The sequence below is a fragment of the Arthrobacter globiformis genome (assembly GCF_046536215.2).
Lineage (GTDB): Bacteria > Actinomycetota > Actinomycetes > Actinomycetales > Micrococcaceae > Arthrobacter > Arthrobacter globiformis_E.
In genome coordinates, this window is sequence record NZ_CM143421.1 from 2,216,124 (window position 1) to 2,228,587 (window position 12,464).

Annotated in this window: 9 protein-coding genes and 1 tRNA gene; 7 read left to right on the forward strand and 3 right to left on the reverse strand. The window is 67.5% G+C overall.

From position 1 onward, the window contains the following. Positions 1-29 precede the first annotated feature (29 nt). Positions 30-1,505 (forward strand): MFS transporter, encoded by a 1,476-nt coding sequence (locus R5O87_RS09880; RefSeq protein ID WP_410555141.1) that lies wholly within the window; start codon positions 30-32, stop codon positions 1,503-1,505. Here R5O87_RS09880 and R5O87_RS09885 read toward each other — a convergent pair. Next, positions 1,450-3,663, reverse strand: a complete 2,214-nt coding sequence (locus tag R5O87_RS09885) for a RecQ family ATP-dependent DNA helicase (RefSeq protein WP_410555142.1) — start codon at positions 3,661-3,663, stop codon at positions 1,450-1,452. The genes R5O87_RS09880 and R5O87_RS09885 overlap by 56 nt on opposite strands. 129 nt (positions 3,664-3,792) lie before the next feature. Between R5O87_RS09885 and R5O87_RS09890 the strand changes: the two genes are divergently transcribed. The 4 genes from R5O87_RS09890 to R5O87_RS09905 all read left to right on the forward strand — a co-directional run bounded on the left by R5O87_RS09890 (position 3,793) and on the right by R5O87_RS09905 (position 7,588). Then, complete coding sequence (locus R5O87_RS09890; protein ID WP_410555143.1) at positions 3,793-5,211, forward strand: phosphomannomutase/phosphoglucomutase; 1,419 nt, start codon at positions 3,793-3,795, stop codon at positions 5,209-5,211. A gap of 9 nt (positions 5,212-5,220) precedes the next feature. Next, complete coding sequence (locus R5O87_RS09895) at positions 5,221-5,703, forward strand: hypothetical protein (protein WP_410555144.1); 483 nt, start codon at positions 5,221-5,223, stop codon at positions 5,701-5,703. 102 nt (positions 5,704-5,805) lie between these two features. Then, a complete protein-coding gene (locus R5O87_RS09900; protein WP_003801248.1) occupies positions 5,806-6,255 on the forward strand; it encodes an RrF2 family transcriptional regulator in 450 nt (149 codons plus the stop codon). A gap of 172 nt (positions 6,256-6,427) precedes the next feature. Further along, positions 6,428-7,588: a globin domain-containing protein gene (locus R5O87_RS09905; RefSeq protein ID WP_410555145.1), complete on the forward strand. Its 1,161-nt coding sequence runs from the start codon at positions 6,428-6,430 to the stop codon at positions 7,586-7,588. Positions 7,589-7,804: 216 nt separating this feature from the next. Here the strand turns inward: R5O87_RS09905 and R5O87_RS09910 are convergent, their stop codons facing one another. After that, positions 7,805-9,631: a phosphoenolpyruvate carboxykinase (GTP) gene (locus R5O87_RS09910; protein ID WP_410555146.1), complete on the reverse strand. Its 1,827-nt coding sequence runs from the start codon at positions 9,629-9,631 to the stop codon at positions 7,805-7,807. A gap of 285 nt (positions 9,632-9,916) precedes the next feature. Here R5O87_RS09910 and R5O87_RS09915 point away from each other — a divergent pair. Beyond that, positions 9,917-9,990, forward strand: a tRNA-Arg gene (locus R5O87_RS09915). A 93-nt stretch (positions 9,991-10,083) separates the two neighbouring features. On the opposite strand, the gene R5O87_RS09920 is transcribed toward R5O87_RS09915, so the two are convergent. Then, positions 10,084-10,812 carry a FadR/GntR family transcriptional regulator gene (locus tag R5O87_RS09920; protein ID WP_410555147.1) on the reverse strand — a complete coding sequence of 243 codons (729 nt, stop codon included), beginning with the start codon at positions 10,810-10,812 and terminating at the stop codon, positions 10,084-10,086. 128 nt (positions 10,813-10,940) lie between these two features. On the opposite strand from R5O87_RS09920, the gene R5O87_RS09925 reads away from it, so the two are divergent. Next, positions 10,941-12,398 carry a dihydrolipoyl dehydrogenase family protein gene (locus R5O87_RS09925; protein ID WP_410555148.1) on the forward strand — a complete coding sequence of 486 codons (1,458 nt, stop codon included), beginning with the start codon at positions 10,941-10,943 and terminating at the stop codon, positions 12,396-12,398. The last annotated feature ends 66 nt before the right edge of the window (positions 12,399-12,464 follow it).

Genomic DNA, 12,464 nt, shown 5'->3' on the forward strand with positions numbered 1-12,464 from the left:
AAAGCGCTTTCCGGTGGCAGGATGACTCCATGAACAAGCTTTCCGCCAACGAGGCCTGGAGTCCCAGGTTGGCCCTGCTTGTGGCAGCCACGTTCTTCATGGAGTTCCTCGACGGGACGGTCCTGACCACCGCCATCCCGAGCATCGCCGGCGACTTTGGCGTGCCGTCGGCCAGCGTGAACATCACCATGACCGCCTACCTGATGACGGTGGCCATGGGCATCCCGCTGAGCGGCTGGCTGGCGGAGCGGCTCGGGGCCCGGCGGATTTTCTGCCTGGCCATCGCCGTCTTCACCGTGGCGTCCCTGCTGTGCGCTGCCAGTCAGGACCTCACGGTCCTGACGGTCAGCCGGGTCCTGCAGGGCCTGGGCGGCGCGATGATGGTGCCGGTGGGGACGCTGCTGGTGCTTCGCGGGACGCCAAAGTCGGATCTGCTGCGCGCCACGGCCTATCTCGTCTGGCCCGGGCTGCTGGCTCCGGTCCTGGCACCGCTTGTGGGCGGCGCCCTGACAACCTACCTGTCCTGGCACTGGATCTTCCTGATCAACCTGCCCCTCGGTGCCGCAGCCTTCCTGGCCGCCCTGCGCCTGGTTCCCGCCGTTCCCGGCGACCGGAGCCGCCGGCTGGACTGGCTGGGGCTTGCCCTCACGACGGCGGGTGTGGGGGCGCTGGTGGCGGGCCTGGAACTGGCCAGCGGCCACCCGGGCGGTATTTGGACCTGGCCGAGCATTCTGGCCGGGGTCCTCGCACTGGCCGCGGCGGTCCTCTGGATGCGCCGCGCGGCCCACCCGCTGTTTGACCTGACGGTATTTGGAACCCGCACGTTCCGGGCCACCAACTCGGGCGGCTTCATCTACCGGCTGACCATCAGCGCTGTGCCGTTCCTGCTGCCGCTGATGTTCCAGAACGGCTTCGGCTGGAGCCCCCTGCACGCAGGCATCATGGTGGCCGCCGTGTTTGTCGGGAACATCGGCATCAAGCCCACCACGACGCCGCTGATCAGGCGCTTCGGGTTCAAGCCGGTGCTGGTGTTCGCGTCTCTGGCCTCGGCCGCCACCTTTGCCCTCTGCGCGTTGCTGACCCCGGACACACCGGAACCGCTGGTGTTCGCGCTCCTCGTGTGCAGCGGGGCGTTCCGGTCCATCGGCTTTTCCGCCTATGCATCTGTCCAGTACGCAGACATCGTGCCGGCCCAGCTGACGTCAGCCAACGCCGTCTCCGCGACGCTGGTGCAGCTGGCCACCGGGGCCGGAATCGCAGTGGGCGCCCTGTTGCTGCGCCTCTTCGAATCGGATTCGCTGCTCTCGTCCGGGCTTGGCGGCATCCTGTCAGCCGGACCGGACGGCGGCGGCGTGGCTGCCTACCGCGGCGCGTTCGTGTCGATTGCGGTGCTGATGCTCCTCAGCACCGTTGACAGCCTGATGCTGCACCGGCACGCGGGAGCCGAGGTCAGCCGGCCTGGGCCAGCGCCAGCGGAAGCACCGCGCCCGCGCCGGCCCGCCTAAGGGCGCGTCCGGCGACGGTGACGGTCCACCGGCTGTCCACGAGGTCGTCGATGAGCATCACGCGGCCGCCGCCCATGCCTGCGAGCTCTGCGGCCAACTGTTCCCCCACCACGAGGCGGTCCCACACGCCGGCCAGCCGGTAGGCGCTGTTGCCGCCGCGCCCGCCGGTGGGCCCGCCGTGTTCGAGCTGCAGCTGGCCGATGTACGGAATGCGGCCGATCTGGGAAATGCCCCGGGCGAGGGAATCCACGAGTTCGGGCCTGCTGCGCGAGGGCATGCTGACAATCGCGGCCGGCCTGCCTGCGCCGCTCCAGCCGGGAATCCGGGAGTCACCGGCGCCCCATTCACGCAGCACCTGGACACAGGCCTGCAGCATGCCGGGATCGACGGCGCGGTCCGGAGCCCCGGCCGCGAAAAGTTCGCGCAGCGCCCCGCCCCAGCCCAGATCCGTCAGCCTGGCGAGGACCCGGCCGTCCGCCGTATTTTCGTCGGGCTTGATCTTGCCCTTCACCGGCACTCCCAGGCGGTCCATTCCGCTCGGCCACTGGAGCCGGGACTCCAGCACGATGCCCGCGCGGCTGAGGGTTTGCCCGGCAGCCTCCGTGGCTGTGGCGGCGACCTCTGACGGGAACCACCGGCCGGCGCAGTTGTCGCACCGGCCGCAGGCGGCGGCGGTCTCGTCATCCAGGACGGAGGTGATGTATTCCATCCGGCATCCGGCCGTGTCCTGGTAGATGACCATGGAGTCTTGCTCGTCCACCCGGGCCTCCGCGATGCGGCGGTACCGTTCGGCGTCGTACGTCCACGGCATGCCGGTGGAGCGCCAGCCGCCGCCGACGCGTTCCACCGCCCCGTCCACGGCGAGTACCTTCAGCAGTAGTTCCAGAGGCGTCCGGCGCAGGTCCACCCGGGCTTCCAGAGCTACCGTGGACACCGCCGAGCCCGCCTCTGCCAGGGCGGTCAGCACGGCAGTGGCCTTCTCCTCGGAAGGCATGGAAGCCGTGGCAAAGTACTGCCAGATTTCGCGGTCCTCGGACCCGGGCAGGAGCAGGACGTCGGCGTTGGCGGCGCCACGGCCTGCCCTGCCCACCTGCTGGTAATAGGCCACCGGAGACGACGGTGCGCCCAGGTGCACCACGAAGCCGAGGTCCGGCTTGTCGAAGCCCATCCCCAGCGCCGACGTGGCCACGAGCGCCTTGACCTGGTTGTCCTTGAGAAGCTGCTCCGCCCGCTCGCGGTCGGCGGGGTCGGTGCGGCCCGTGTATGCCAGCACCTCGTGACCCGCCTCCGCGAGCAGCCTGGCGGTATCCTCGGCGGCGGAGACCGTCAGGGTGTAGATGATCCCGCTGCCCTGCAGATCGGCCAGGTGTGTGAGCAGCCAGCCCAGCCGCTCGCGCGAATCGGGCAGCGCCAGGACACCGAGCCGCAGCGATTCCCGGCCGAGCGCGCCCCTGATGGTGAGCACGCCGTCGCCGAGCTGTTCCTCGATGTCGTGGACCACCCGGGAGTTGGCGGTGGCTGTGGTGGCCAGCACAGGCACGGTGTCTGGCAGTTCCGAAATGAGGTGTGCGATGCGCCGGTAGTCGGGCCGGAAGTCGTGGCCCCAGTCGGAGATACAGTGGGCCTCGTCGATCACCAGCAGGCCCGTCCGCCGGATAAGTTCGGGCAACTGGTTCTCCCGGAACGAGGGGTTGGTGAGCCGCTCGGGGGACACCAGCAGGACATCCACCTGGTCTGCGGCAAGCTGTTCCCGCACCGCGTCCCACTCCAGCTGGTTGGCGGAGTTGATGGCCACGGCCCGGACACCCGCCCGGGCGGCAGCGGCCACCTGGTCCCGCATCAGGGCCAGCAGCGGCGACACGATCAGCGTGGGTCCGGCCCCGCGCCGCCGGAGCAGCAACGACGCCACGAAGTAAACGGCCGATTTTCCCCAGCCAGTCCGCTGCACCACGAGTGTCCGGCGGCCGCCGTCGACCAGTGCCTCGATGGCCTCGAACTGGCCGTCGTGGAAGTCGGCCTCCGGCCGGCCCACCAGCTCGCGCAGCACCGACAGGGCCTGGCCGCGCGTCCCGTTGAGCGTTCCCTCTTCACTTCCGGCACCGGTACCGGAGGGGCCGGGGGCAGAAGCAAGGACAGGAGCGTGCTGGTTATTTGCCATTGATTCAGTATCCCAGCCGCCTCTGACACACCAAACCCCGGGCGCCCGCTATGTGGACAACCCGCCGCCACACAACTCTGTGACTCCCCCTTCACAGGCCGCCGCGCGCGTGCCCGTAAGATAAGTGCCGTGACTAGCGACCAGACCCGTACATTTGACCTTTCGGCCTCGTTCAAGGCGTATGACGTCCGCGGCATCGTGGGCGAATCCATCACCGCTGAAATCGTCGAGGCCGTAGGCGCAGCGTTCGTTGACGTACTTGGCCTGGAGGGACAGACGGTCCTGGTCGGCGGTGACATGCGCCCCTCCTCCCCCGAGTTCAGCAAGGCGTTCGCCAGCGGCGCCGCCACCCGCGGAGCCAACGTCCAGCTGCTGGACCTCATCTCCACGGACGAGCTGTACTACGCCTGCGGCGCCCTGAACGCCGCCGGCGCGACGTTCACCGCCAGCCACAACCCCGCCGAATACAACGGCATCAAGATGGCCAAGGCCGGCGCCGTCCCCATCTCGTCGGAGACGGGCCTCAAGGAGATCCAGGCACTCGCCGAGCAGTACCTGAACACGGGCTCCATCCCTGCTGCCGAAACCCAGGGCCAGATCGGCGTCCGGGACGTGCTGAAGGACTACGCCGAATACCTGCGCACGCTCGTGGACCTCTCCGGCTCGCGCCCGCTCAAGGTCGTGGTGGACGCCGGTAACGGCATGGCCGGACTGACCACGCCGGCCGTCCTGGGCGACACGCTGCTGCCCAAGCTGCCGTTCGACATCGTTCCGCTCTACTTCGAACTGGACGGCTCCTTCCCGAACCACCCGGCCAACCCCCTGGAGCCGGAAAACCTGCGAGACCTGCAGGCCGCCGTCGTCGAGCACGGCGCGGACATCGGCCTGGCGTTCGACGGCGACGCCGACCGTTGCTTCGTCATCGACGAAAAGGGCGAGGCGGTCTCGCCGTCGGCCATCACCGGCATGGTGGCCCGCCGCGAAATCGCCCGCGCGAAGGCGCAGGGCGAGGCCACGCCGACCATCATCCACAACCTCCTGACCTCCCGTGCGGTGCCCGAACTCGTAGCCGAAGACGGCGGACGTGCCGTGCGCACCCGGGTTGGCCACTCCTTCATCAAGGCCGTCATGGCAGAGGAAGGCGCCATCTTCGGCGGTGAGCACTCGGCCCACTTCTACTTCCGTGACTTCTGGAACGCGGACACCGGAATGCTTGCCGCCATGCACGTGCTGGCCGCCCTCGGCGAACAGGACGGCCCGCTTTCCGAGCTCGGCCGGGAGTACGAACCGTACGTTTCCTCCGGCGAAATCAACTCCGAAATCGAGGACAAGGCCGGCGCCGTGGAGCGCGTCCGGGCCGACTTCGAGACCGAGGACGTGGCGGTGGACCACCTGGACGGCAGCACCTTCACGGCCGCCGACGGCAGTTTCTGGTTCAACCTGCGCCCCTCCAACACCGAACCGTACCTGCGGCTGAACGCCGAGGCCACGGACCGGGCCACGATGGAGCGCGTGCGCGACCGCGTGCTGGCCCTGGTCCGCAGCTAGGACCGCCCGGTGGCATCACCCGACTCGACACCGGCCGAGCCGTCGTGGCGCGCATCCGTACCGGAGGCCACGGCCACGGACCTGGAAAACCTCCTGGGCACCGGACTGGCGGCAGCCCAGGAGCAGCTTGAACGCAGCGGCGGGTTCCTGCCGTTCGCCCTCGTGGTGGAGAACGACGGCGATGTCCGGCTGGTGGCGGTGTCGCCGGCCGATCCGGAGGCCGGCGGGGACAGCGAGTTCGACGCCGACGGGATGATCCGCGACATCACGGAACTTCTGCGCCAGCACCGGGACGAATTCCGCGCCGCCGCGATCGTCTGCGACATCACCCTGGTCGAAGAGGACTCGGACGCCATCCACGTGGCCACCGAACACCGGGACGGAGCGGTCTTCGCGGCCGTCCTGCCGTATTCGCCCGGAAACGGCGGCGGCGAGTGGGCGTTCGGCGACCTTGCGGCCGACTCCAACGAGCCCGTCATTTGGGCTGCCTAGACCGGTCCGGAACAGCGCTTTGACCTGCTCCCCCGCCGCGCACGGACCACACGATGCGCCAAAGGCGGACCGGCGATTTGCACAGGCTATTAGGCTAGTAGCATGAAAATCAACGCCTTCGCGGACGTCAGCCTGCGCGCCCTCATGGTGCTCGCTGCCGCCCCGGAGGGCGGCCTGCTCACCACCCAGAACGTTGCGGACGCCGTCGGAACCCCCTACAACCACGTCAGCAAGGCCGTGGCGAAGCTGCGAATGCTGGGCCTCATCGATGTTGAGCGTGGCCGCAACGGCGGGTCGCGGCTCAGCGCGGCCGGCCGCCGTGTCACCGTTGGCCAGGTCCTGCGGGAGCTGGACACCCGCGAGGATGCCGCCGAGTGCATCGGCCCGGCGGGCAGCTGCCCCCTCATCAATGAATGCCGGCTCCGCGGCGCCCTCGCCCGGGCGCGCGAGGCCTTCTACCGCGAGCTCGACGACGTCGTGGTGGCCGAGCTGCCGACGTCCCGCCAGATGACACCCGTTTTCGAGGCGATCGGGCTGCGCCCCGGCGCCTGAGCTTCGCCCGTCACGGGCCCCTCAAGGCCCAGCTCCGGCACACTCCCCTCCCCATTTGGAAAATCACTTCTACAGGGTGTAGAAATGACTCAGCAGAAAGTCGCATTTCAAATGCCAGTATCTGCAGCCCCGGTCCGGCCAAAGACCCCGGACCACTAGCTCAGGAGTGTCAATGCTCTCGGACAAAGCCCGTCCTGTCATCGAAGCCACCCTTCCCCTGGTCGGTTCACGAATCGGCGAGATCACCCCCAAGTTCTATGCACGGCTCTTCGCCGCGCACCCGGAACTCCTGGACGGGCTGTTCAGCCGCTCGAACCAGCGCAACGGCAACCAGCAGCAGGCCCTGGCCGGCAGCATCGCCGCTTTCGCCACCCACCTCGTGAACAACCCGGATACCCTGCCGGAGACCGTGCTGTCCCGCATCGCGCACCGCCATGCCTCCCTCGGCATCACCGAGCCGCAGTACCAGGTGGTCTACGAGCACCTGTTCGCCGCGATCGCCGACGACCTGGCCGAGGTCATCACGCCGGAAATCGCCGAGGCCTGGACCGAGGTCTACTGGCTCATGGCGGACGCCCTGATCAAGCTGGAAAAGGACCTGTACGCGGCACAGGCGAACACCGCAATGTGGATGCCGTGGACGGTCGTCGAAAAGACCCCCGCCGGCACCGGATCGATGACGTTCACCCTGGCGCCTGCCGATGACACCCCGGTCACCCCGGCGCTGCCGGGCCAGTACATCAGCGTCAAGGTCACCCTGCCCGACGGCATCCGCCAGGTCCGCCAATACTCCCTTTCCGGCGACGCCGGCACCAGCCGCAGCTTCACCACCAAGCTCGACGACGGCGGCGAGGTCTCCCCCGTGCTGCACAACAGCGTTGAAGTGGGGGACGTCATCGACATCTCCAACCCCTACGGCGAAATTACGCTGAAGGACGGCGACGGCCCCGTGGTCCTTGCCTCCGCAGGCATCGGCTGCACGCCCACGGCCTCGATCCTGCGTTCGCTTGCCGAAACCGGCTCCGACCGCCAGGTCCTGGTCCTGCACGCCGAAAGCACCCTGGACAGCTGGGCCCTGCGCTCCCAGATGACGGACGACGTCGAACGCCTCGACGGCGCCGACCTCCAGCTCTGGCTTGAGCAGCCGGAGGCCGGCTCCAAGTCCGGTTTCATGTCCCTGCGCGAAGTGGACCTCCCCGCCGACGCATCGCTGTACCTGTGCGGCCCGCTGCCGTTCATGAAGAACATCCGCAACGAGGCCATCAACGCCGGCATCCCGGCCACGAAGATCCACTACGAGGTCTTCGGCCCGGACATCTGGCTGGCCTCCTAGCCCCTCCGGCCTTGGAGTTTTTGTCCACTTGTCGCGGCTTTGGAGGCCTTTAGCGGCCATTATCTGGACAAAAACTCCAAGACGGACGACGGCGGCCCCGCACCTTTGAAGAAAAAGGTGCGGGGCCGCCGTCGTACTTTCACCGGTCTAGGCCAGGTGGGCCCACGCTGCCGAGGGGCCCCAATCGAGCTTGCGAGATTGGGGAGGCAGTGGGGACTAGGCCAGGCGGGACTTCAGGCCGTCGAGTTCGCCCTGGAGCGCGGCGGGCAGCGAGTCACCGAAGTTGGCGAACCACTCCTCGATCGAGGCGAGCTCGGTCTTCCACTCCTCGGGGTCGACGTGCACCGCTTCCTCAACCTCGGCGGGGGTCATGTCGAGTCCTTCGAGGTCGATGGCGTCGCCGGTCGGAACGAAGCCGATGGGGGTCTCTACGGCGTCGGCCTTTCCTTCGAGCCGCTCGATGGCCCACTTGAGGACGCGTGAGTTGTCCCCGAAGCCAGGCCAGGCGAAGCCGCCCTCTGCCGTGCGGCGGAACCAGTTGACCAGGAAGATCTTGGGCAGGCGCTCCGGGTTGGCCTTGGCGGAGAGGTTGACCCAGTGGTTCAGGTAGTCGCCGGCGTCGTAGCCGATGAACGGCAGCATGGCCATGGGGTCGCGGCGGACCACGCCGACGGCACCGGCCGCAGCAGCGGTGGTCTCCGAGGACAGGGTGGAGCCCATGAAGATGCCGTTGGTCCAGTCGCGGGCCTCGGTGACCAGCGGGATGGTGGTCTTGCGGCGGCCGCCGAACAGGATCGCGGACAGTTCCACACCGTTCGGGCTGTGGTACTCCTCGGCCAGCATGTCGATCTGGTCGATCGGGGTGCAGAAGCGCGAGTTCGGGTGGGCTGCCGGCTTGCCGGACTCAGGCGTCCAGGAGTTGCCCTGCCAGTCGGTCAGGTGGGCGGGAGTTTCCTCCGTCATGCCTTCCCACCAGACGCCGCCGTCGTCGGTCAGCGCAACATTGGTGAAGATGCTGTTGCCCTTGGCGATGGCGCGCATGGCGTTGGGGTTGGTGCCCCAGCCCGTGCCGGGGGCCACGCCGAACAGGCCGGCCTCGGGGTTGACGGCGCGGAGCTCGCCTTCCTTGCCGAACCGCATCCAGGTGATGTCGTCGCCGAGGGTCTCCACCTTCCAGCCCTTGATGGTGGGGTCCAGGAGGGCGAGGTTGGTCTTGCCGCAGGCGGACGGGAAGGCTGCCGAGACGTAGTACGTCTTGTTTTCCGGCGAGGTGAGCTTGAGGATGAGCATGTGCTCGGCAAGCCAGCCCTCGTCGTGGGCCATGACCGACGCGATGCGCAGGGCGTAGCACTTCTTGCCCAGCAGCGCGTTTCCGCCGTAGCCGGAGCCGAAGGACCAGATGGAGCGCTCTTCGGGGAAGTGCACGATCCACTTGTCCGGGTTGCAGGGCCACGGGACGTCTGCCTGGCCGGGCTCCAGCGGAGCGCCCAGGGAGTGCAGGGCTGGAACGAAGAACGCGTTGGTTTCGGTGATCCGGTTCAGGACGTCGGTGCCGATGCGGGCCATGATGCGCATGGAGGCAACCACGTAGGCGGAGTCGGTGATCTCGACGCCGAACTTGGGATCTTCAGCATCGAGGTGGCCCATGACGAACGGAATGACGTACATGGTGCGGCCGCGCATGGAGCCGGAGAACAGCCCGCGCAGCTTCTCCTTCATCTCCGCCGGGGCCATCCAGTTGTTGGTGAAGCCTGCGTCGTGCTCCTTCTCGGAGCAGATGAAGGTCTGCTCCTCAACACGGGCCACGTCGGCAGGATCCGAGAAGGCTGCGAAGGAGTTGGGGAACAGGTCCTGGTTCAGCCGCTTCAGGGTGCCGGCCGCAACGAGTTCATCGGTGAGGCGGGTGTTTTCTTCCTCGGAGCCGTCGACCCAATGAATGCGGTCCGGCTGGGTCAGCCCAGCGACCTCTTCAACCCAGGCCAGCAGACCGGCATGGGTGGTGGGTGCTTTCTCAAGCAGCGGCAGTCGCGCCAGGTGGGCCATTGCAGTTCCCTTCTTCGGGTTCAGTGGTGTGTGCTAAATGCTATTTCTGATGATCTGGACCAATTCGCGGTCAGACATCGGATGTCCTGCCCGCCGGAAGACAAATTCCGCGGAAACTCGCGGAATTTGGATTTAGAAAACTCGAAATTAGTGACGAAGGTCACATAGACCGGTCTAGTTGCGTAAATTACATGGCTCTCGATTTGGAACTGCGGCCGTCCTCGCGTAAAGTTATTCGAGGTTCGGGGCGAGCGAAAAGGAAAAGTTCGAAACGAAACGGAAGATGCGCCCATAGCTCAGCTGGATAGAGCGTCTGTCTACGGAACAGAAGGTCAGGGGTTCGAATCCCTTTGGGCGCACAGAGAGAAGGTCCGCACCGGGAAACCGGTGCGGACCTTCTGCGTTAAGCCCTGCTTGGCAGAGACCCTACGCCCCTGCCCTCCGAAAATAGCTTATTCGCCGACGGCCTCCACAATCCTTTGCCGGAAGCCGTCGAAGTGTTGGGTCAGCTCGCGGGCGGCTCTGGCCTTGTCCCCGGCGGCCACGGCCGTAAAGATGTTCCGGTGCAGCGCCGCGATCGCGGGCAGATCCTCCACCCCAGGGCCGACCTCCGTGTAGATCTTGCGGTAGACCTTCCAGAAGACGCCCAGCAGGTTGAGCAGCAGTTCATTGTTAAGGGGTTCGAAGAGCCTGCGGTGGAATTCGGCGTCTTCTTCCACGAACGCCTCCCCCGCCGTCGCACTCTTTTCCATGCGGATCACGGATTCCTCGATGGCGGCCAGCTGGCCGGCAGTCATCTCGTCCATTGCGCTCCCGATGAGGCCTGCCTCCAGCGCCTGCCGGACATCCACGAGCTGCCGCGCCTCCAGGCCGTGGTGCCGCAGGGACAGCCGCCCGCGGAAAATGAGGCCGTCGGCGAGGGACTCGAAGTTGCTGGGCGCCACGAACATGCCGAAGCCGTGGCGGATTTCGATGACACCCAGGGCCTGCAGGACCTTCAGTGACTCCCTGAGGGTATTCCGGCCCACGCCGAGCGCGAGGCACAGCTCGTTTTCGGTGGGGAGGGCATCGCCGGGCTCCAGCTCGCGGTCCAGGATCAGTTCCATGATGTCCGACTGCAGGGCGCGCAAGCGGGCCTGAGCGCTGAAGCGGGCCGGCGGAACCACGTTGGAGGGCTGCATGGGGGCTCCTTTGCACTGTCCGGACTTTTCCTCACCGTAGCGGATGTCCCACGTCCCCGGAACGGCCGGTCCATTGTTACGGCAGCGGCCACCATACCCAGCGGTAACGGCGGGCGTAGGCTTTTGCCATGCCACGTCTTGTTGAACGGGAATTCGATGTCATTGTCATTGGCGCCGGCGCCGCGGGGGAAAACGCCGCGGACCGGGTGGTGCAGGGAGGCCTGACGGCGGTCCTGGTGGAAGCCGAACTGGTGGGCGGTGAGTGCTCCTACTGGGCGTGCATGCCATCCAAGGCGCTGCTGCGTCCGGGCACCGCGCTGCATGGAGCCCAGGCAGTTCCCGGCGCCAGCGAGGCCGTGACCGGAACACTCGATGCGGCTGCGGTCCTCAAACGGCGCGACTCCTTCACCTCAAACTGGCAGGATGCCAGCCAGGTGGAATGGGTGGAGGGCGCCGGCATCGAACTGATCCGAGGCCGGGCACGCATCACCGGCGAGCGGACAGTTAAGGTGGCCGGGCTGGACGGCGACGATTACGCACTCACGGCGCGTCACGCCGTCGTACTTGCCAACGGTTCCACACCCAACCAGCCGCCCGTCGACGGGCTGTCCGAGGTTGAGTACTGGGGCACGCGCGAGGCGACCTCGGCCAAGGAGGTCCCGGAGCGGCTTGGCGTGCTGGGCGGCGGCGTCGCCGGCACGGAGCTTGCCCAGGCCTTCGCCCGGCTCGGATCAACGGTCACGCTGGTGGCCCGCAGCGGACTGCTGCGCAACTTCCCTGCCGAGGCCGCGGACCTGGTGGCCGCCGGCCTGCGGGCCGACGGCGTGGAGCTCCGGCTGGGCACCAAGACCCGCAGCGTCCACCGGAACTCCGACGGTTCCCTGACGCTCACGCTCGACGGCGGTGACACCGTCACGGTGGACAAGCTCTTGGTGTCCACCGGCCGCCGGCCTGCCCTGGAAGGCCTCGGGCTGGAAAACGTGGGCCTGTCCGCCGGCGACGGCAAGCCCCTGGCCATCCGCACCGACTCCACCGGCCTGGTGGCGGAAGCGGCGGGCAATGGCGACGGTCCCTGGCTGTATGCGGTGGGCGACGCCGCGGGCAAGGTGCTGCTGACCCACCAGGGCAAGTACGAGGCGCGGGCCACGGGCGCGGCGATTGCCGCCCGGGCCAAGGGCGAGCTGCGCGGGGAGCCGGAGCCGTGGAGCCGGCATGCGCAGACCGCCGACGAACACGCCGTTCCCAACGTGGTGTTCACCGACCCCGAGCTGGCCAATGTCGGCAGGTCGCTGGAGCAGGCGCGCAAGGACGGCTACAACGCCTCGTCGGTGGAGCTGCCGATCGAAGTGGCGGGCTCCTCGCTGCATGCCCGGAACTACGAGGGCTGGGCGCAGCTCGTGGTGGACGAGGACCGCAAGGTGCTCCTCGGTGCGACCTTCGCCGGGCCGGACGTCGCCGAACTCCTGCACGCCGCGACGATCGCCGTCGTCGGGGAGGTCCCGCTTGACCGGCTCTGGCACGCGGTCCCCTCCTATCCCACCATCAGCGAGGTCTGGCTGCGGCTGCTGGAGAAATACGGCCTCTGATCCCGATTGGCACATTCTTATTTGAACTGACTAGTCAGTTCAGTTAGCCTTGATGCAGACAACTTC